The organism is Spongiimicrobium sp. 3-5 (assembly GCF_046557915.1).
Lineage (GTDB): Bacteria > Bacteroidota > Bacteroidia > Flavobacteriales > Flavobacteriaceae > JBHEBG01.
This window is the reverse complement of sequence record NZ_JBHEBG010000002.1, coordinates 432,047-452,417: the sequence shown is the minus strand read 5'-3', so window position 1 is coordinate 452,417 and position 20,371 is coordinate 432,047. Positions and strand designations below refer to the sequence as shown.

The 20,371-nt window shown below is 39.9% G+C and carries 16 protein-coding genes; 11 read left to right on the top strand and 5 right to left on the bottom strand.

Annotated elements, in window-relative coordinates; translation table 11 throughout:
- The first annotated feature begins 154 nt into the window (after positions 1 to 154).
- The 4 genes from ACEQ81_RS10110 (at position 155) to ACEQ81_RS10095 (ending at position 7,444) form a co-directional block, all read left to right on the top strand.
- Positions 155 to 3,403 (top strand): VPS10 domain-containing protein, encoded by a 3,249-nt coding sequence (locus ACEQ81_RS10110; RefSeq protein ID WP_411030765.1) that lies wholly within the window; start codon positions 155 to 157, stop codon positions 3,401 to 3,403.
- Positions 3,404 to 3,461: 58 nt separating this feature from the next.
- Entirely contained in the window at positions 3,462 to 4,121 is a 660-nt protein-coding gene (locus tag ACEQ81_RS10105) for a class I SAM-dependent methyltransferase (RefSeq protein WP_411030764.1), read from the top strand.
- A gap of 46 nt (positions 4,122 to 4,167) precedes the next feature.
- Positions 4,168 to 4,689 carry a DUF4251 domain-containing protein gene (locus tag ACEQ81_RS10100; RefSeq protein WP_411030763.1) on the top strand — a complete coding sequence of 174 codons (522 nt, stop codon included), beginning with the start codon at positions 4,168 to 4,170 and terminating at the stop codon, positions 4,687 to 4,689.
- Positions 4,690 to 6,328: 1,639 nt separating this feature from the next.
- Positions 6,329 to 7,444, top strand: coding sequence for a hypothetical protein (locus ACEQ81_RS10095; RefSeq protein WP_411030762.1), 1,116 nt, complete (start codon positions 6,329 to 6,331; stop codon positions 7,442 to 7,444).
- 20 nt (positions 7,445 to 7,464) lie between these two features.
- On the opposite strand, the gene ACEQ81_RS10090 is transcribed toward ACEQ81_RS10095, so the two are convergent.
- On the bottom strand, positions 7,465 to 8,526 hold the full coding sequence (locus tag ACEQ81_RS10090; RefSeq protein WP_411030761.1) for a bestrophin family protein: 1,062 nt from the start codon (positions 8,524 to 8,526) through the stop codon (positions 7,465 to 7,467).
- Between the two features lie 100 nt (positions 8,527 to 8,626).
- Entirely contained in the window at positions 8,627 to 9,841 is a 1,215-nt protein-coding gene (locus ACEQ81_RS10085) for a multidrug effflux MFS transporter (protein WP_411030760.1), read from the bottom strand.
- 386 nt (positions 9,842 to 10,227) lie between these two features.
- Between ACEQ81_RS10085 and ACEQ81_RS10080 the strand changes: the two genes are divergently transcribed.
- The 3 genes from ACEQ81_RS10080 (at position 10,228) to ACEQ81_RS10070 (ending at position 11,310) form a co-directional block, all read left to right on the top strand.
- Entirely contained in the window at positions 10,228 to 10,551 is a 324-nt protein-coding gene (locus ACEQ81_RS10080; protein WP_411030759.1) for a carboxypeptidase-like regulatory domain-containing protein, read from the top strand.
- Between the two features lie 146 nt (positions 10,552 to 10,697).
- Positions 10,698 to 10,880, top strand: coding sequence for a hypothetical protein (locus ACEQ81_RS10075; RefSeq protein WP_411030758.1), 183 nt, complete (start codon positions 10,698 to 10,700; stop codon positions 10,878 to 10,880).
- 16 nt (positions 10,881 to 10,896) lie between these two features.
- The gene (locus ACEQ81_RS10070; RefSeq protein WP_411030757.1) at positions 10,897 to 11,310 is read left to right on the top strand and encodes a hypothetical protein; all 414 of its coding nucleotides are present in this window, start codon (positions 10,897 to 10,899) and stop codon (positions 11,308 to 11,310) included.
- 62 nt (positions 11,311 to 11,372) lie between these two features.
- On the opposite strand, the gene ACEQ81_RS10065 is transcribed toward ACEQ81_RS10070, so the two are convergent.
- The 3 genes from ACEQ81_RS10065 to ACEQ81_RS10055 all read right to left on the bottom strand — a co-directional run bounded on the left by ACEQ81_RS10065 (position 11,373) and on the right by ACEQ81_RS10055 (position 14,798).
- Positions 11,373 to 12,227 (bottom strand): hypothetical protein, encoded by an 855-nt coding sequence (locus tag ACEQ81_RS10065; RefSeq protein ID WP_411030756.1) that lies wholly within the window; start codon positions 12,225 to 12,227, stop codon positions 11,373 to 11,375.
- 28 nt (positions 12,228 to 12,255) lie between these two features.
- Complete coding sequence (locus ACEQ81_RS10060) at positions 12,256 to 14,325, bottom strand: TonB-dependent receptor (RefSeq protein WP_411030755.1); 2,070 nt, start codon at positions 14,323 to 14,325, stop codon at positions 12,256 to 12,258.
- Between the two features lie 95 nt (positions 14,326 to 14,420).
- Positions 14,421 to 14,798: a hypothetical protein gene (locus ACEQ81_RS10055; RefSeq protein ID WP_411030754.1), complete on the bottom strand. Its 378-nt coding sequence runs from the start codon at positions 14,796 to 14,798 to the stop codon at positions 14,421 to 14,423.
- A 652-nt stretch (positions 14,799 to 15,450) separates the two neighbouring features.
- Here ACEQ81_RS10055 and ACEQ81_RS10050 point away from each other — a divergent pair.
- The 4 genes from ACEQ81_RS10050 to ACEQ81_RS10035 all read left to right on the top strand — a co-directional run bounded on the left by ACEQ81_RS10050 (position 15,451) and on the right by ACEQ81_RS10035 (position 20,328).
- The gene (locus ACEQ81_RS10050) at positions 15,451 to 16,416 is read left to right on the top strand and encodes a hypothetical protein (RefSeq protein WP_411030753.1); all 966 of its coding nucleotides are present in this window, start codon (positions 15,451 to 15,453) and stop codon (positions 16,414 to 16,416) included.
- A gap of 85 nt (positions 16,417 to 16,501) precedes the next feature.
- Complete coding sequence (locus ACEQ81_RS10045; RefSeq protein ID WP_411030752.1) at positions 16,502 to 17,683, top strand: histidine kinase; 1,182 nt, start codon at positions 16,502 to 16,504, stop codon at positions 17,681 to 17,683.
- A gap of 63 nt (positions 17,684 to 17,746) precedes the next feature.
- Positions 17,747 to 19,555 (top strand): sensor histidine kinase, encoded by a 1,809-nt coding sequence (locus ACEQ81_RS10040; protein WP_411030751.1) that lies wholly within the window; start codon positions 17,747 to 17,749, stop codon positions 19,553 to 19,555.
- Between the two features lie 11 nt (positions 19,556 to 19,566).
- Complete coding sequence (locus tag ACEQ81_RS10035) at positions 19,567 to 20,328, top strand: LytR/AlgR family response regulator transcription factor (RefSeq protein WP_411030750.1); 762 nt, start codon at positions 19,567 to 19,569, stop codon at positions 20,326 to 20,328.
- The last annotated feature ends 43 nt before the right edge of the window (positions 20,329 to 20,371 follow it).

The following is a 20,371-nucleotide window of genomic DNA, read 5'->3' as shown; positions in this document are numbered from 1 at the left end:
AAATACCTATATGTTGGGATAAACTGTGGATTATACCTGTATTATATGTTAATTGTTGCCATACTTTTGAAAAAGAGGCACTTGGTTTTCTAGAATTTCCATAAATTGGTGCGACTTTTTATATTTATTAATACTGACATAATTTCAAACCAAAATGAACAGAACTACGCTGATTTTTCTTACCCTCTTGTGCGCTATCGGAATTTCTACCCCCCTAGATGCACAACAATTAACAACAGACACTTTTAAAGGACTCGAATTCCGAAATTTAGGCCCGGCACTTACCTCCGGAAGAATTGCGGATATTGCCATTCATCCCGAAAACGAAAGCATATGGTACGTCGCCGTAGGATCGGGTGGTGTATGGAAAACCGTTAATGCAGGTACCACATGGGAACCCATTTTTGACAAAGAAACCAGTTACTCCATTGGTTGTATTACAATAGATCCAAACGATTCCCATACCATTTGGGTGGGGACGGGCGAAAATGTAGGAGGAAGGCACGTAGGCTTTGGAGATGGCATCTATGTTAGTTATGACGATGGAAAAACCTGGAAAAACAAGGGTCTTAAAAAATCCGAACATATTTCCAAAATAATAATACATCCAGAAAACTCCAATATCATTTGGGCGGCAGTACAAGGACCGTTATGGAGCAAAGGCGGCGAACGTGGCCTATACAAATCCACAGATGGAGGTAACACTTGGAATAAAACCCTTGGGGATAACCAGTGGACGGGTGTTACCGATCTGGTTATCAATCCAAAAAACCCAGATGTCCTCTATGCGGCAACTTGGCAAAGACACCGAACAGTAGCGGCCTATTTAGGTGGTGGACCTGGATCTGGCTTGCATAAAAGTACAGATGGAGGGGAAACCTGGCAAAAACTTACCGAGGGCATTCCAAAATCCAACCTTGGAAAAACTGGTCTGGCCATCTCACATTTTAATCCTGAAGTAATTTACGCAGCCATTGAATTGGATAGAACAAAAGGGGGCGTTTTTATGTCCACCAATGGCGGTATCTCGTGGAAAAAGCAGTCCGATGCCGTTTCAGGGGGTACAGGACCACATTATTATCAAGAACTATACGCCTCACCTCACCACGATGGAAAACTGATTTTGATGAGCAATACCGTACAGATTTCGGATGACCACGGTAAGACATTTGTTTTTATGAATGAGGAGAATAAGCACGTGGATAGTCATGCCTTAGCTTTTAAAAAGAACGATCCCAACTATATGATGTTTGGTACGGATGGAGGTATCTATGAAACTTTCGATCTTACAAAAAAATGGCGTTATGTGTCCAATTTGCCCTTAACCCAGTACTATAAAGTTGCTGTGGACGATTCTGCACCTTTTTATAACATCTATGGAGGTACGCAGGACAATGGTTCCCATGGTGGGCCTTCCCGTACCAGAAGTGAAGTGGGTATCCGCAATTCCGATTGGTGGATAACCTTGGGAGCAGATGGTCACCAATCGGCCGTAGAACCCGGTAATCCTGATATTACTTATGGCGAATTTCAACAAGGATGGCTATGGAGAGTGGATCAGACCACAGGTGAAACCGTATTTATACAACCGCAACCAAAAGCAGGGGATCCTCACGAAAGGTTCAATTGGGATGCACCCATTTTGGTTAGCCCACATAACCCCAAAAGATTGTATTTTGCTTCTTACCGAGTTTGGAAATCGGAGAATAGAGGTGATGCTTGGACCGCTATTTCCAACGACCTTACCAGAAATCAGGAACGCTTGGCCTTACCTATAATGGGGCAGCAACAAAGTTGGGACAATGCATGGGACGTTGTGGCGATGTCCGTGTACAATACCATAACTTCCTTGGCAGAATCTCCAAAACAAGAAGGTCTAATATATGCCGGTACCGATGACGGTATTATCCAAACTACAGAAGATGGCGGAAATACATGGAGAAAATTGGAAGTAGGCAGTATAAAAGGGATTCCTTCCACGGCCTTTGTCAATGATATCCGTGCCGATTTGTTTGATGCCAATACGGTATATGCAGCTCTGGACAATCATAAATATGGAGACTTTAAACCATATCTTATAAAAAGTAATGACAAAGGCAGAACATGGTCTTCCATTAATGGTAACCTACCTACACGCTTGCTTACATGGAGGTTGGTACAAGATCATGTTAAAAAAAACCTCCTTTTTGCAGCAACGGAATTTGGTGTTTATTTTACCAATAACGGTGGTAGTAATTGGATACAACTCAAAGGTGGTATGCCAACAATTGCGATAAGGGACATTACCATTCAGCGCAGGGAAAACGACTTGGTAGCCGCCTCTTTTGGCAGAGGTTTTTATGTTTTGGACGATATGACGCCTATCCGGGAATTTACATCGGATATGCTTAAGTCCGAAGCTACACTTTTTAACGTTAAACCTGCTTATTGGTATGTGCAGAAGGGCGGAGTATACGGACAGGGCGATAATGACTACAAAGCAAAGAATCCTCCTTATGGAGCTGTTTTTACATATTTTTTATCGGAAAAGCTAAAATCCCTGAAGGATGTAAGACAAGACAAAGAAAAGAACTTGGTGAAACAAAACAGTCAGGTACCATTTCCTGGATGGGAGGCCCTGGAAGCGGAGACAAGACAAGATTCTTCCGCCGTTTTGCTTACCATAAGGAATAGTAAGGGTCAGGTGGTGAATACCATTTTGGGAACCAATAAAAAAGGTTTCAATAGGGTTAATTGGAAACTTAATCACCCCGATAGAAGCGGCGAAAAATTAGAACCCGTAAATGAGGATAGCTATTTTAGCACCGATCTGTTGGCAACTCCTGGCGATTATACCGTAACACTTTCCAAGAGAGTAAACGGACAAATTACCCAGCTTGGACAACCAAAACCTTTTAAGGTAGTACCCTTGGCCAAAGGAGCTTTGGAAGGAGCGCCTCATGACGAAATTGATCGTTTCCGGGAAGAATTTCAGGCCTTTCAGCAAGATCTTACAGCATCTAACAGTGTGGTTGCACAAAAACTATTGGAAGTTGCCGCTATGCAACGGGCCTTGGACAAAGCATCCAATCCTACCAATGCGCTATCTAATAGCATTCATAGTGCCAGGGAACAATTATTGGATATAGATAAGGAACTCAATGGTAACCATGCGAAAAATGAAATAGGCGAACGCAATGATCTTTCGCCACAAGATGGTTCCTTTATTGCAACAAGTGCACTTACGTCATCTACTTACGGTCCTACGGCTACTCATAAGGCCGCCTTTGCGCGGGCCAAAGCACAGCTCGAAGAAATAAAGGGTAGGCTTAGTACTGTTGTTAAATCTGTGCTGCCAAAATTGGAAAGCGATTTAAGGGCAGCGGGTGCACCGTGGATAGAAGGCCAAGGACTTATGGACTAAAAATAGTTTAAGAGAACTTTAAGGTATACATAACGGCTATTTTAATAACTTAGGGAGTATGAAGCTAATGCTACATTACTCCCTATTTGCCGTTTTTATAGCACTTCCTTTTTTTGGAACAGCGCAATACACAAAAGTAGATTGGGCAGATAGGGACCAATGGATGCATCTTGCTAAAATTTACGATCTGGCCGGAGTGGAAAAGGGAAGTCAGGTCGCCGATGTAGGTTGCCATGAGGGATATCTTAGCCTGCGTCTTTCAGAGCAGGTGGGTGAAACTGGCAAAGTATACGCCGTGGACGTTCGGGAAGACCGACTCAAAAGACTAAAAGAACACCTTTCCTCATCGGATATAAATAATGTAAACGTAATCCATGGAGATTATGACAATCCAAAACTGCCAGCTAAATCTTTGGATGTTGTTATTGTGATGGATACGTATCACGAGATGGATGATTATATGCAAATATTGGGACATATTAAAAAATCGCTTAAACCCAATGGCCGTATTCTTATCCTGGAGAAACTGAAGGCTCATATGGCCGGTAAGCCTCGGAGTCAGCAAGTAGGTGCCCATACCCTATCCATGAAGTACGTAAAAAGGGAATTGAAAGAAGCAGGTTTTTCAATAGACCAAGAAGTTAAAGATTTTGGAATATGGAACCACGAGAAAAATAAAAAAATGTGGATTCTTGTAGCTGTTGCACCCAACAGTTAAAAACCAAAAGCGTGTTGGATTTTGCACACTATTAAAACTCGATCACATGAAAAAATTAGCCGTTATTTTTGTGTTGCTCCTTGTAGGGGCCAATACATTGACCGCCCAAAGCAAGGCCGAGAGAAAAGCACTCCGGGAAGAAAAAGCATTAAAAGCTTATGAAGAAGTTAAGGAACTAGTGGCCTCAGGGGTCTTTACCTTTGTAGGGGAATGGGCCAACCCTATCTCCGGTCCAAGGATAACTTTAATTGGTAACCCCAACCATCTAAAAATTTCCGAGGGTAGGGTAGATGCTTATTTGCCTTATTTTGGGGTCCGATTTACCGGTGGGGGTTTTGGTGAAAGTGGAGGAGTAAAGTTTATGGGAGCACCTAAAAATTACGAGGTAGTAGAAGATGATAAAAAACGCAGGATTATCATAAAATTCAATGCGGAAAACAAGCAAGAACATTATGATTTAATCCTTACTATTAGCGGAGGGGGCAATACCACAATTTCCCTTACAAGTAGCAGTAGAAGTAGCATAACCTATATGGGGGAAATTGGACCCCCGGAAGATTTGGAGTAACCTAAAAGTCCGAAAAAAAAGGAGACAAGCTTTTGAAGCCTATCTCCCTTTTTGATTGATGATTGATGATTGATGAAGATTAACGTGACTGGTGGGATTGTTTATTGCTAATTGTTTATTGCCAACTGTAAATTGCTAATTGCTTACTCTGTAAATTGCTTACTCTGTAAATTGCTTACTCTGTAAATTGCTTACCTGTAATTCCTATGTCCGGACCAGCTAACGCGCTTACTGCTCTTGAAGCTGGAAAAGAATGAAAATGTTTTGGACTCTGTCGGTGTTTTTGTGATCGTTGCTCTCATAATTTCTTGGTTTTTAAATGTTGTTGTTAATTGTTTATTGCTAACTGTTAATTGCTAATTGTTAATTGCCAACTGTAAATTACTTACCTGTAATTCCTATGTCCGGACCAGCTAACGCGCTTACTGCTCTTGAAACTGGAAAAGAATGAAAATGTTTTGGACTCTGTCGGTGTTTTTGTGATCGTTGCTCTCATGATTTCTTGGTTTTTAAATGTTGTTGTTAAGTGTTTATTGATAACTGTAAATTGTTTATTGCTAACTGTTAATTGCTAATTGCTAACTGTAAATTGCTTACCTGTAATTCCTATGTCCGGACCAGCTAACGCGCTTACTGCTCTTGAAGCTGGAAAAGAATGAAAATGTTTTGGACTCTGTCGGTGTTTTTGTGATCGTTGCTCTCATGATTTCTTGGTTTTTAAATGTTGTTGTTAATTGTTTATTGCTAACTGTTAATTGCTAATTGTTTATTGCCAAATGTAAATTGCTTACCTGTAATTCCTATGTCCGGACCAGCTAACGCGCTTACTGCTCTTGAAACTGGAAAAGAATGAAAATGTTTTGGACTCTGTCGGTGTTTTTGTGATCGTTGCTCTCATGATTTCTTGGTTTTAAATGTTGTTAATTGTTTATTGATAACTGTAAATTGCTAATTGCTAATTGCTAATTGCTAATTGCTAATTGCTAACTGTTTATTGCTAATTGCTTACCTGTAATGTCTGTGTGCTTCCCAGCGAATTCGTTTGCTGTTTTTAAAGCTTGAAAAGAATGAAAATTTCTTTGTTTCTGTCGGTGTTTCAAGGATTGATGCTCTCATGATTTCTAAGTTTTTAAATGTTGTTGTTAATTGCTAACTGATAACTGTTTCTTGTTTCTTGTAATTTTTTAATACGGCTTGGAGTCCTGGAGTTGTCTGTTACGCTCCAACCAAAACCTAAAATGTGGTTTGTGCTCCTCTGATTTTTGTTTCGTCGTATCATCTTTTGTTTCTTATCTACACTCAATAGACGCCACAGTTATAATTTTGTTACAGTACTATGTTATGAATAGTACCGTTTTAAGCAATATTTAACAATTTGGAGGCCATAAAAGAAGTAAAAAATGAATGTAACATATTAATAATCAGATATTTAAACGAAACTCAAGAAAATTTAAAAAAAATCATTTTTTTTCAAATTTTCTTCGGCACTCTTTATTTTTCAGCCTTTTCTTAGTTGAAAAAAAGGTAAAATAGGGGGTAGATCTTTTCACTATTCTACCGATAATCGAATATTGACAGTATTTAAAAATAAAATGAAACCCGAAGAGTTATATAAGTACACATTGCTAAAAAGAACCCCATGAAACCTGCTTTAATAAGAAGTACTTCTTTATATACGCCATTTATTCTATTATTACTATTCACCCTTATACTGTCTTGTAGTAAGGACGCCATTTCCGAAGTTGAAAACGGTATTCCACAATCTGAAGAAACGGATATGGATGATACAACTGGTGATATGGGCGAACCACCCGCTGCCGGTGTTACGTTTGAGTCGGGCTTTATATTGGATGGTGCCAGAACAACACTGGGTATGGTACTATCACAGGAAGAGTATTCCAAATTTATCGGTGGGGAGGGCGATCTAGCCCTGGTTACCCAAAAGATATATCAATATATAGAGGACGATTACGACCTTATCATCATCCTGTCTGTAGAAACAAGTCATCCGGATGGACTTTTCTTTGGTAGGTCTAGTTTTATTAAAAATGACGTGATGGGTATTGGAGCACCCATTTTTGATAATACGGCTACCTATGGTTCTTCGGGTAGATTAAAGAGTATTATTTATATGCCACGTTCAGAATACATTAGACAAGGTCCCTTTTTGCATGAAATTGCCCATTCATGGGGTAACCATGGTTTTTTGGATACCACGGTAGGTGGTCACTGGGGGTATGCTAGCACGGGTGGACAACTGGGTGGGTTTGATGAACTTGTTTCCCTGGGGAACGATACCTATAGAGGAAGGTTAAATGGTGGTGATGGTTTTGGTACTTTCGCCAATGGTGGAAATACGGTACCATATGGCAATGTTGAATTATACATTATGGGATTGATAGGAGCAGACGACATAGAACCTGTACAGCTGGCAGTAAACCCGGTTGCAGGAGCAACTTTTGGTGAGTTTACGGCAGATGCTATAGAAACAATAACGGCGGCGGACATTGTTGCACAACATGGGGCACGAGTGCCTAACGTGGAAAACTCGCAAAAAAACTTCAAAGCGTTAACCGTTCTAATTTCCCCAGAAACTATTGAACAAGACAAGATTGATGCCACCCATTCCGATTTGGAAAACTTTTCTCGTCAAGCAGAACCAGATGCCAGTTGGGGCAATGCCCTTAATTTCTGGGAAGCAACGGATGCTAGGGCTACCATAGATTTTACCGTATTGGAAGCCAATATAAAATAGTTGGTAATCTAGAAACCTCTTTACATTTGTACGTTGTGCTGTTCCGGAAACGGCTCTGGTATCGTCTGTGGGTCTTCATCCATAAGCTGACGTAAATCAATTTCTATTCCGCGAGAAATAGTGGAGATAGGCACGTCGTTCGCAGAACCTTCAAACGGATTTTCGCCAACTCGTCCAATACGCTCCATAGTATGGAAAACCCAGGAAACAGATACACAAAATGGAATGGCGACCCATCCAAAATAAGGGGCAAGCACCGGAAAACTTTCATTTAGGCTCAATGCGATCTTTGCAAACTCCGGAACAATCCCGAACGGAAGCAAAATAAGGAAGATCCAAACAAAAACATATGATAATGTGGCATACTGCCGTGGGTAGGGGAAATTTTTAATACGTTCCGATTTCCCTTGTAGTGTAAAAAATTCTTGCAACAGGTTTTCCAATTCCAAAAACGAAAATTCCCAAACCAGGCCACGTTCCTTTAAACTTCGTAAATGCGTGGACTGCAAATAGAGTAGGGCAGCGGGCACATTTTTCTTTTCCAGTACATAGGCCTTCTCAGAAGGGCTAATATGCTCCGTTAACTCATCGGATAAGGTATTTTCTTTCTCCTGAATATGAATAACATTTGCCCATTCCCGGTTGGTATGGCTCTCTTCAAATACTTCCCACTTACGCGGTTGCCGCATGGCATGCCTCAAAGCTGTTAGCCAGGCAATGTGCCTATGGACCAATACTTTTTTATGTTCCTCCAGTTCTTCTTTATCTACGGGGATCTCTGTATACTCGTTGGTGACCATATCTTTGGTTTTCATTCCCCAACTACGCGAAGCATTTACAATACCGCCCCAAATCTTGCGTGCTTCCCAAATACGACCATAGGCCGAATTGTTCTGAAAACCGATCATAAAGGCTACAGCAGTACCAATAAGGGCAACGGGTGTCCAGGGTACGTTTAGGAAAGTAAACCCAAAAATGTTATAGCCTACGGTAACGAGTGTAGCAAAGGCAAAGAATAATAACGACTCCCAACGGGTCCATCGGGCCATATCCTTGATCGAGTATCTTTTTTTGGTAAGCATGTTTCTTGGTTTTGGTTAGCACCATAAAAATACGAACTGTAGCGAGAACGAAAAAACTACTTAAACAAACAAAAAAGTAAGTACAATATAGAGCGGTTACCTAAACCATTTGCACCGGTGCCTTCTTAACCGATAGCTTAAGGTAGGCCCAAATACCTATGGAAATAGAAGCGCAGACCAAGAAACCAATAAATAGGGGAAGCGAACTGTCTACAACATAATGGCCAATAAAAGTGCTTATTGGTACGGCCATAATGGTAGATACAAAACCTGTAATGGCCGCAGCGATGCCAGCAATGTGACCAACGGGATGCATGGCCATGGCACGCAAATTGCCAAAAAGGAAACCTATGGCAAAAAACTGGAGACCAAAAAAGGTAAGCAATACCCAAATACTTGGATTGGGACTGTTGTAATATAAAATGATGTATAGAAGTGAAATACCAAAGAAAGCGAATAGGGAGGTGGTAATTAAGCGCTCCATACCGTATTTTAAAACCAAGGTACCATTCAAGAAAGTTGCAGAGCCTATGGAAATAGCCAAGGCAGCAAAAATATAGGGAAACTCTTCTTTTAAGTTATATTGTTGTTCAAAGATCTGCTGCGAAGTGCTCAGGTACACCAAAAAAGATCCGACGATAAAACCAGATATAAGGGTATATGCAATGGTAACTCTATATTTCATGAGTTCTTTAAGGCCGTCAATAAAAATGTGCGAGGTAAATTTCTCTCGCTTTTCCAAGGCAAGGGTTTCCGGTTGTCGCTTCCAAAACCATATGGAGACCAAAACCCCAAAAAAGAGTTGCACATAAAAAATAGCCTGCCAATTGTACTGATCCAAGATAAACTTACCCACTGCAGGAGCAATAATCGGAACCAAAATAAAGACCACGGTTACAAAAGACATGATACGGGCCATATAATCGCCCTCATAAATATCCCTGATCATTGCAATACTGATGGTACGGGGCGCAGAAAGACCAATGCCCTGTAGAATGCGACCTACAACCATCATCTCCAGGCTATTGGCATAGATACAGATAAAACTGGCCACGATGAAGAGTCCAAAACCCATATAAACCACAGGTTTTCTTCCTATGCTATCCGATATCGGCCCAAAGACCAAGGGTCCAATTCCCAAGCCCAAAAAGATCATGGTAATAAGCATCTGATTGTCTATGGCGCTTATAGAACCAACAGAAATGCCAATAATATCCAAAGCGGGCAGCAAGGCATCAATAGCAAGTGCCACGATCGACATTAAGGATGCCATTAGGGTCACAAACTCGAACTGGCGAAGTTTCTTTTTTAGCATCCCGCAAAATTAACCCCTTTTTATGATCCGTGGTACATCAATAATAGTTTTATGACAATTTTGTGAAGGAATTTTAAATATGCATGATAAAGTGACTTTTTCAGAAAATATGTGTCAAAGAGCTATACGTTAGAAGTAAAGGATTAAAAAATGACAAACAAGTTTATAAAGATTTGGCTTGGGGAGGCCTCACTTCGACAAGTTACTTCAGAAAATTAAGAGAGGTTGATAAAAAAAGGATTCTTAACCGTTTGGCCATTGAACTTACGGGGAAGGATTTAAATAGTATTCGTAGAAAACAAAAAGGAAAAAAAGCAGGGTGCTGATTCAAATAACAAAACATGAAAATTAATTTTGTATTAATAGGTTTGTTCCTTACAATAAGCATGATATCCAGTTGTAGAACAGCAGAGTATTCAAGTAAAAAATTCAGGTCTGGAAGTTTATCAAAGATAGTGGTGTCTGGTGTTGTATACGACACCTCCATAGACAGCGTGCTACCCAATGCTGCTATTGTAATAGGGGATTCTGTTTATTGGACTGGTCCTAATGGCCGTTTTATTTGTTCGTTGGAAGAGGGCAACTATAAGTTTTCGGCAAGACATATCGGACTCGAAGTTATAACTACCGAACCCTTTTCTTTAAAGAAAGGGGACTCTCTGGAATTAAATTTCAGGATGCGGACAGATAGGACACCTCTTGTGGATTAAAATTCTTCATACTAGGTAAGCTATAACTCAAAACTTACCATACAATGTGACTTTTTCAGAAAATATGTGTCCTAACAATTGGTAATGGTTGGTAATGAAAATAACCCACGTATTACCAAAATTACAATGCGTCTCAAATCTTAGTTATGAAAACCTACTTATTACCTACCTACCTCCTTTTCGCTACCTGTTATTTGTGCAGTTGCACGGCTTCTAGGTATGGTCAAAAAATAGTGGAACCCACCCTAAATAACACGCTTTCGGCTTACGATACTATTAACGAAGCTGTTTTTAATGACGCTATCTTAAACATTGTTTCTTCGAAATAATTTGCAATTGGGTAAAATGATAGACTTAAAAGAGAATAGAGATTCCAATAATGGCAAGGCCGATGTCTACAAACACCGTAGAACCATCTGGAGGATATTATCCGATTTTTATTTGGATACAGAACCCCAGGATCGCGATTTTAAGCTGGCCGCACGCATAATTCGCAATAGCCCTTATACATTGGACGATGTAAAAAGAATCAATAAATATGAACTCTTCCCCGTACTCCGCTACAATTTGTTCCGGGTTACCGGTGAGTGGCAGGGCTTTGATCAGCAGATACTCTCCGAAGCTATTATCAACTCCTTGAAAAAAAGAAACTTGCTAAAAAAGCTAGTGCTAGAAGTGTCTTACTTACTTTTTGGGTCTATCTCCAAGGAATACCTTAAAAAAGTGGAAGATATCTATAGGAGGGAGGCGGGCTTATAGTATGGGAAAGGCCCCCTAAAAGGAGGCCCCTCGGAAACAATGAATAAAAATTTAGTTTACTTTTAAAATTCAATTTCAAAAAACAAACTGCTGCTCTCGTTTTCTTCGGTTACATCTTCTCCTTTTAATACATCTCCATTTTCATTTTCAATTTTTAGGTTGATTTTCCAATAGCCTGTCATGGTCAAGGATAACTTACCGGTGTAGGTTTTGGAAGATGTATCATAGGTAAGATCTTCGTTACTTGGTGAACTATGGTTACCCATACCGGGCATACGCGGATCTATTTTGATCTTGTAATTTGCTACCTCGGGGAACATCATCATGTTTTCCATCCTAAAGAGTAAGGCCGAATAATCGTTTACTGCAACTTCTGCATTTAGGGGCATCATGGCCAAAACATAACGGATATCGTCAGCGCCCGTAAACACATTTACACGTTTCTTTCCATCGGCCGGAGCCTTTACCTCAATACGTTCGCTAACATTGTAAGTCTGTCCATCAACCGTATATTCTAAACCCAATTCCCAATATTCTTCGGTATTTCCTGGCATTTGAAAAACCGTAAATCCTTTGTATACCGTTGCGTCTTCGGTCTTGGAAAGGGCCGACTTTGGGCAAGAATGCATCATTTCGGTCATGTGCATAATTGGTGTCCAACTTATATCGGCATTGGTAAGGTAACTATCGGTCACCTCGTCCTTAATACGAAGAAAGAGTTCATTATACCCTATGGTAAATTGCTGCTGTTCCGAATATACCTCTACACTATGGTTGTTGGCCGTAAGCGTGGCAAGCATAGCGAACTCCGCAAGCGGGTTTTCGTCTATAATAATTGGGTCGTCCGAATCATCGTTGCACGAACTAAAGCCAAAGGCTAGGATACATGCTGCTAGTATTATTTTTATAGTTTTCATTTGTATTGATTTTTGTTGTTTTATCGATTTAATTAATGGCATAGGACACGGTCATGTAAAAATTACGGCCCATGCGGGGAATATTGTTCCAATCGGAATAGGTAGAGTAGTAGGTGTCGAAGATATTCTCAACACCCGCTTTTACGTAGACGTCATCGTTATTGAAAGAAAAAGTCTTTCCCAAAGACAGTGAGAGTACCGTATAGGCATCGGTACGGTCTTCGCCAAATACCGGATTAAAATTCACCTGATCCGCAGCACCGCTTAAGCTCAAAGTGCCCGAAAATCTACTTTGGGTATATTGTAGGGCAGCATTGTAGGCCAAGGGGCTTATGAAGGGTAGGTTACGATTATCCTGATCGGTACCCCGATGATAGGAGACAAGTCCTGTCCAACTAAGCTCGGGGGTAATGGTATATTCGGCATCCAAGCTGATATTGTACAAATTGGCATAGTCCAAATTTTGGTAAACCTTAACCCCGTCTGCCCCAATGGTCATAACACTCAGGTTCGGATTTACTTCCCCTATGATATAATCCATGGTATGGAAGTAATTGCCTTCCAGACCAAGACTCAACTTTTTAAACGGTACGGTTATCTTGGCATTGACTTCTATGGCTTTTTCGTTTTTTAGATCGGGATCACCAATATAATTGTGGTTATCAAAGCTGTTGAAGAGGTAAAAACCAAAACCTTCGGATACTGTTGGGGTACGGTCACCATAAGAAAGTCCGCCCTTAAAGTGAATGGTTTTCAGGTTCTTATGGTACTGTGCCGAAACACTTTTTAGAAAACGAGTTTGGCGTTGGGTCATTTCCGGATAAAAAATCCGTAAACTGTTAAGTCCAAATTCATCCGCTATATTAAAAGCTTGTATCGCCATCCGTGTGGATAATTGTAAGGAACTTGTTTTAAAATCGATTACATCCTTAACAAAGAATCCCGAATTTAAAGTGCGCACATCGGGCCAGGTAAGCATAAACATTTCCCGTTCGTTGGGGTTGTTCGGATACATGGTCATTTCAGCAAGGGAACGGTTGTAAAAACCGTCCAGCTTCACTAAAAAAGAATGCTTATTCCACTTCAATTTCGCCTGTGAAAAGTAGCCATAGGTATCGCTCCATCCTGGCATGTCCATTCTAATGGGCACATCAGGGCGTTTGCTATCATCCATAACATGGGTAATGGAATTGGCATATACTTTGGTCTCCCAATTTTCAAAATCGCCCAAAAAATCTGCCTGTACCCAGCTTACGGATCCTATGAATGCTCGGGCCAGGGATACGTCCATGGTTAAAGCCGGATACCCAACGTCCCGGGCTTCGTCAAATATAAAACTGGCCAGTAGCTGCTGACCATCGGACACTTTATGGCCAGCATTTACAGAAAGGTTATATTTTTCAAATTGCGAAAAGGCAACCTCTTCACCACCTCCGGCAACATAGTTTTCGGCCTTGCGATAAATGATATCCGAGTCCAAATAAAAATGTTCGTCCGAATAATTTAGTTCACCGCCAACAATAGTCGTGGCATTATTGGTTTCGCCTCCGGTTTCAAAAGAACCTAACCAGCCCATGGGTGTAAAATTGCTCTTTTCCAAACGCATGTCGATGGCACCGCCAATGGTTGCACCATGTTCGGCCCCTTGCTGACCGCATGCCACATGTATATCGGATAGGTTGGATACATCCACGTAGGAGGTTATGGGGTCCATTCTATCGGTACAAGCGCCAAAAATGCGCATACCGTCAATAGTGATGGACAACCGTTCCGCGGTCATATCGTTTAAAATGGGTTCCCACGCATAGGCACCCCGTTTAATCATATTCACCTTTTTAGAGGACTCCAAATACTCATCTATGGTAGAGAGTGGTTTGTAATGGGATTTGTGTTCCAATACATTTTTAAAGGAAGAAATAACGATTACCTCTTCGAGATGTACGGGAAGAATGGAATCGGTTATAGGATCTACCTTAAGCTCTTGTCCATACCCATACCAGTAGGGTAGTGCAAGGCATAATACTACAAAGAAAAGGGACTTCTTTTTTAGGCACCATTTTTTCTTAAAACGGCAGCCAACCTTAAATTTGGTTTTCATCGGTTTCTGTTTTAGACCAATTCAAAAGTTTTTAGGGTACACACGTTCCGGAATACAACGGTATCCTTACAGAAAAGTGGGTACAAAAAATAGAATTAGCCCAACTCGGGTGGTTCGGAAATATCTGTGCTAAAAAGCGAGGAAATTAAGAGGGGAGTGGTATTGTAATTGTTTTGGGAATCATGCAAAAATGAAGCTTCAAAATGAATGGATAATAACGACTGAAAAAAGACAGGGTGTTGTACCTCGGTCTTGGATTGCTTTTCTCCAAAGGGATTTTCTTCGTTATGTTCGGAAGCTTTTGCCAACTGTTTGGCCAAATAACACTTACCATCACATTGCAATTGGGGCTTGTCTTTGTTCTCGCAGAGTACGTTAACAATGTAGTCATAGTTCATTACGTATTCCGCTACTGGCCATAGGGGCCTTATCAGCATGGTGAGCGCAACGAGAAGAACTACATAGTTTTTCATGAGAACAAAGGTAGCAGGGACCTTTGCTAAATAACATGACAAATGTCAGGGTTTAAGACAAGCAGGTCTTTTATTGCTTCTTATGGCTATTTTCTAGGAGAACAATAAAAAAACCATAGCTGGGACCATTTCCAAACCGCTTAAAGTTTTTCCCTGCTCATGGTAAATTTTAGGATATTTCTAATCTTTTCGTAATACATGCCGTGTAGTAGGAATAACATGGTAGCTCCACAGAAAAAAAGATTCAAGATTAAGGTAATACTGATAATTGTCGTCATACGATTATTAAAGTTTAAAAGTTTTAAATGCTTTGTGGGGTACCTCAATTGTTTAAATAAGAGTATATGCCCCAACTGCTCGTAAATGTATTTATACTTTAAAAAGTTTAGTCGAGCAATGTACATTTGGTTCCCTTTTTGGCATAGATGGTTGTATTGGGTTAATTTGTAGAAATGCCTTTTGCCTGTTTATGCAAATACTCCTAATACGATCGTTTCGCCCGTAGGCTACCAACCTTCAGCGGCCAATACTGTATTGATCCACTCACAAATTGCAATCCATAAACTCTATTGTACCATCCATCAATCCGCGCATTCTTCCCCATCTATAACGACGTACGTTTATCCTATCAAATTTTATAAAACAAGAAATCATGAAAAAAAGTAGTATTTATTTTATTCTCTTTATGTTGGTCCTTAGCTGTAGTAAGGACGACTCCCCAACCGAAGTTCCCTTAGAAGTGGTAGTAACCGAAAATCCTCCTTCCCTTACCTTGGTAAATGGCAATTCGGATACCTTTTTTGGTATTGTGGACAACCCTGAAAACGGAGCTTTGACCCATGCGGTAAAAGCGACCGCTCCGGATGGTTTTAAATCATTGGTAATTAACAAGATCACCGACGGCGTATTGGCGGAATATGAAACTATAGATGCACAGCATCCAGATTATGTTGATAACAGTACCGCCCATACCTATAATCTAAACTATATTCTTAATAATACCGATGTAGACCATAAGATAAGTTTTAATGCCGTTGTTACCGATAAGAACAACAATACGGCCACTTTGGATTTTGCAAATGCATTGGTTGAAGTACCTATGCTTAAAACTGAGGTTATTTTGGAAAGCATTACCCCATACGATGGTAGTGAAACCAGACCATTTTACCTGTATATAGACGGTACAGCCGTGGAAGCGGTAAACTATACGCAAGCCAAGGATTCTGGCAAACTTTTGGCCGCAGTTTTTAGTTTTACCAAAGATGACGGGTTTAATCTGGCATCTCCCAATGCGGTATTCTTACAAGAAATGGTGGCCGACTTTACAGAAAAATCCAGTACTAAATTTAAACCGGCCAATGATGCTCCCTATGAACTAGCCCTGGATTCTGAATACGGTATTTATGATGCCCACAACATAAAAAGTAAGTTTAACGCGCTAACCTACAATGATAATGAGGAAAAAGCCATAAATATAGGAACACCGGGAGTGCGATACTTCTTTAAGACAGACGATGGCAGAACTGGTGTCTTTCAGGTTATGGCACACGAAACTGTAGGAGCACTTTCCTTTCTTAGAATAGAAATATTGATTACGAATCTAGCAGATTTGGGTTAGGTTAATTGGTAGGGTAGAAAACCACATTGACCGGTATTGTTCTGCGGCAATGTGGTTTTTCAATTATAAATAAAAAAAATATATCATGTTAGAACACACAACGACCGATTATACCTTTGAAGAAGTTTTGATCTATTTTTCAAAATCGATTTTAAACAAAAAAGATGAGGACAGTTTGTTGTGGGATTTGGTTAAAAACTGTATTGCCAAATTGGGCTTTGTAGACTGCGTGGTGTATTTATTGGATGACGAAAAGGAATTTCTAATACAAAAAGCAGCCTTTGGCACTAAAAATCCTGAGAGCTATAAGATTGTCAATCCCATGAAAATTCCGATAGGAGAGGGGATTACAGGATATGTTGCCCAAAACGGGAAAAGCGAAATTGTAAAAGATACAAGCAAGGACAGACGTTATCTGGTTGATGATGAAAATAGGTTATCGGAAATTGCGGTTCCTATTGCCACAGACAGTGTGGTTTATGGTGTAATTGACTGTGAGCATCCAGAAAAAGATTTCTTTACCCATCAGCATTTACGCATATTGAGCGCCATAGCTTCACTTTGCTCCATTAAGCTAGAAAACATACGCGCCGATAGATTATTAAAAGACGAACAAGAAAACTTGCTTAGAATAAAGCAAGAGGCCATAGCGCTAAAACTAAAAGCTTTTCGGTCGCAAATGAATCCCCATTTTGTTTTTAATGCCCTTAATGCCATTCAATATTTTATTACAACGGGAAACAAAAAATCGGCTTTGGATTACTTTTCAATTTTTAGCAAACTGATTCGGTTTTACCTAAAACATCTAGAAAAAGATACTGTATTTCTAAAGGATGAAGTGGCCATGTTACAGGGATACTTAAAACTCCAGAAACTGCGCTATAACCATCGCTTCGATTATCAGATCCACTTTAATGAAAAGGCAGCACAATCTGGGGCAAGAATTCCGGCCTTTGTGCTTCAGACATTATTTGAGAATATCATTGAACATGCCATATACCATCAGCCTAAAAATCATCTTATAAAAGCATTCTTTGAGGTAAATGATTGTAATGTGCGTGTGGATATTGCTTACAATTATGGATCCACAATAAAGAAAAACGCAATGTATTTACCAGAGTATAGGGAGCGTATTGTGCAATGGCAGCACCAAATACGCCTGCTAAACAAGGCAAAAAACTATGGTATAACGAAGAAAGTGACCTTTGGAAAGCATCCGGATAAAAATGATGGTACCATATCCTTAAATTTACCTAACTTGTTTTAAGATATGTCTCCCTATTTAAAGAATATACCCTTACTTTTATTTTTGGTCATAACCACAGTTTTTATGGCCAGTGCCCAAGGCCCCTTGGAGGTTAAAGACACTGCCATTCCCTTTACCGTTTATAAGAGCAAAAGCGATACCCTTTCTATTAATACGCTATTGCGATCCGATTCTTTATTTAAGAGTGCTACCACTTTGAAGGACAAGACCCATCCTAGAGATACCTATTGGGTGCGATTAGATTTTAAGGATGCACATAACCACTTAAAAAAAGACAGTCTTTGGTATCTTCAGTTCTCCAATTTTGGTTTTGCCTCCGTTTTTTATACCGAGAACAATAAAATTGTTGAAAAAACTGTAGGACAATTTCAGGATAGCCAGGAGGTTCAGTTAATAGGAGGCCTATCACAAACACCTATAGCTACCAAAACACTCTTTAACGATCGTTTCCTATATCTGAAAGTACAACGGGTAATTTCCATGGAACTCCCTACAAAATGGAACTTTGGTTATACGTCCAAAACGGGACATCTCTTGGCCAAAAACTATACCTCACAAGCAGATGCATGGGCCACACTGCCCATGTACATATTTGCAGGGATATGTATCATTATGGCCTTACTTACGTTAGCCATTTTCTTCTATTTAAAAAAGCTCGAATTCCTTTTCTATTCTATATATGTATTTTGGTTATTGGTGTTGTTAAGTGGTTATGAATTAGGCTTATACGACCTTCTTCTGGGCAATAATCTGCTTTTGAAATATTGGTTTTATGAGGGGGTTCAAATGATTGTAAATTCGGCCTATATCATATTTGTAATCTATTATATCAGCACAAAGAAAGATTACCCGCTGTTGCATAAGCTTCTAAAATTTATGCTACTGCTACAGATCATCATTTTGGTATTGGATACTACATTCGTCTATAACAATTTCTTTATCGGACATATCTATATCATAAACTTAGAGCGGGTGATATTGTTATCATCATCGGTCCTTGGACTAATCTATTTGGCAATCTACGGGAAGGATGTTTTACCGAAATTTATAATTTTTGGCGGTTCTTTTTTTGTACTGGGTACCATTATCCACTTTTATTTAAGCGCCGGATCGGGCTTGTTAGATTTAAAGAGTCGGTATTATCTTATGGTGGGCTGTACCATTGATATTATTGTTTTTGCTTATGGACTGGCCTATAAGATTTTCTTGGAGCAGAACCAAAAACTTCACTTTCAGAAAGAAGCCTTTACCAATAAAACTAGAGCGTTGCGAGCACAGATCAACCCGCACTTTATTTTTAACTCCTTAGGTTCCATCCAACATTTAATAACCTCGGACAATAAGGTATCGGCCTTAAAATATTTAACTAGATTTAGTAGGCTGATCCGGAATATTTTGGAAGGATCCATAGAAACCAACGTATTGCTGACAGATGAGATTAAAATGTTGAACGACTATTTGGAATTGGAATCGCTGCGGTTCGATGGCGTCTTCAACTATGAGCTCAGTGTAGACGAAAGTATAGATCCAGAAGCGATAGAAGTCCCAGCACTACTGGTACAGCCCTTCGTAGAGAACGCTATTTTACATGGCCTCCTGAATAAACCGGGGAACGACAAAAGACTTAAGATAAGCTATAAAAAAGAGGGCGACCAAATCCTCTGTGAGGTTGATGATAATGGAGTAGGGCGGGAGGTAACCCACAAAAATACCTCCATACACCGATCTAGAGGGGTAGAAGTTACCGAAGAACGATTAAGGGTATTGAAGCCTGCAGAAGATACTACCAATAAAAGCATAGAAATACGAGATAAAATAGACGCGAAGGGGCAGTCTTTGGGCACCCTGGTAATGATTAGAATACCGATATAAATTAGTAGCACATGAGTTTAAGAGCCGTTATTGTAGAGGATGAAAAACATAGCAGGGAAACCCTAAAAAACCTATTGGAGGAGTTCTGTACCGACGTAAGTGTTGTAGCAACAGCAGCCACCGTAAATGAAGCCGTAGCTACCATAACAAATACCGACCCGGATGTTGTTTTTTTAGACATTGAGCTACAAACTGGTACAGGGTTCGATGTGTTGATGCAACTGCCCAATATACATTTTGAAGTAATATTTACAACGGCCTTTGAGCAATATGCCATAAAAGCGGTAAAGTTTAGTTCTTTGGATTATTTGCTGAAACCTATAGATTTGGAGGAACTGCAAAGTGCCGTTGAAAAAGCTAGGGTTAAAAAGAACCAGGATGTCTATAAGGAACAGTTAGAAACTTTAATGCAGAACCTAAGGCAAGAAAAACCAAAACTTAACAAAATTTGTCTTGCTACTTCGGATGGCTTCGAATTTATAAACGTAGCTGACATCGTTTATTGCAAGGCCAATGGTTCCTATACCAATTTTGTGCTTAAGGATAAGACACAACTCCTGGTAAGCAAACATCTAAAGGAGTACGAGGGTCTTTTGCTAGAGCAATTTTTTATGCGGGTACACAACAGCTTTCTGATCAATTTAAAACAGGTGAAGAAATTTGTGAAATCGGACGGCGGTTATATTCTTATGAGTAACGATCATACAGCGAGCATTTCCAGAACTAGGAAGGACGATTTCTTGGAAGCTATGAATGCCATCATAAGAACGTAGACCATATCTTTCACTACGTTATTTATCTCATAATAAATCACTT

Bases quoted from the DNA above. Each gene is read 5' to 3' on its own strand.
- ACEQ81_RS10035 (WP_411030750.1), top strand. From the start codon at position 19,567: ATGAGTTTAAGAGCCGTTATTGTAGAGGATGAAAAACATAGCAGGGAA.
- ACEQ81_RS10085 (WP_411030760.1), bottom strand. From the start codon at position 9,841: ATGCTAAAAAAGAAACTTCGCCAGTTCGAGTTTGTGACCCTAATGGCA.
- ACEQ81_RS10110 (WP_411030765.1), top strand. From the start codon at position 155: ATGAACAGAACTACGCTGATTTTTCTTACCCTCTTGTGCGCTATCGGA.
- ACEQ81_RS10040 (WP_411030751.1), top strand. From the start codon at position 17,747: ATGGCCAGTGCCCAAGGCCCCTTGGAGGTTAAAGACACTGCCATTCCC.
- ACEQ81_RS10070 (WP_411030757.1), top strand. From the start codon at position 10,897: ATGATAGACTTAAAAGAGAATAGAGATTCCAATAATGGCAAGGCCGAT.
- ACEQ81_RS10105 (WP_411030764.1), top strand. From the start codon at position 3,462: ATGAAGCTAATGCTACATTACTCCCTATTTGCCGTTTTTATAGCACTT.
- ACEQ81_RS10055 (WP_411030754.1), bottom strand. From the start codon at position 14,798: ATGAAAAACTATGTAGTTCTTCTCGTTGCGCTCACCATGCTGATAAGG.
- ACEQ81_RS10060 (WP_411030755.1), bottom strand. From the start codon at position 14,325: ATGAAAACCAAATTTAAGGTTGGCTGCCGTTTTAAGAAAAAATGGTGC.
- ACEQ81_RS10090 (WP_411030761.1), bottom strand. From the start codon at position 8,526: ATGCTTACCAAAAAAAGATACTCGATCAAGGATATGGCCCGATGGACC.
- ACEQ81_RS10095 (WP_411030762.1), top strand. From the start codon at position 6,329: ATGAAACCTGCTTTAATAAGAAGTACTTCTTTATATACGCCATTTATT.
- ACEQ81_RS10100 (WP_411030763.1), top strand. From the start codon at position 4,168: ATGAAAAAATTAGCCGTTATTTTTGTGTTGCTCCTTGTAGGGGCCAAT.
- ACEQ81_RS10050 (WP_411030753.1), top strand. From the start codon at position 15,451: ATGAAAAAAAGTAGTATTTATTTTATTCTCTTTATGTTGGTCCTTAGC.
- ACEQ81_RS10075 (WP_411030758.1), top strand. From the start codon at position 10,698: ATGAAAACCTACTTATTACCTACCTACCTCCTTTTCGCTACCTGTTAT.
- ACEQ81_RS10065 (WP_411030756.1), bottom strand. From the start codon at position 12,227: ATGAAAACTATAAAAATAATACTAGCAGCATGTATCCTAGCCTTTGGC.
- ACEQ81_RS10080 (WP_411030759.1), top strand. From the start codon at position 10,228: ATGATATCCAGTTGTAGAACAGCAGAGTATTCAAGTAAAAAATTCAGG.
- ACEQ81_RS10045 (WP_411030752.1), top strand. From the start codon at position 16,502: ATGTTAGAACACACAACGACCGATTATACCTTTGAAGAAGTTTTGATC.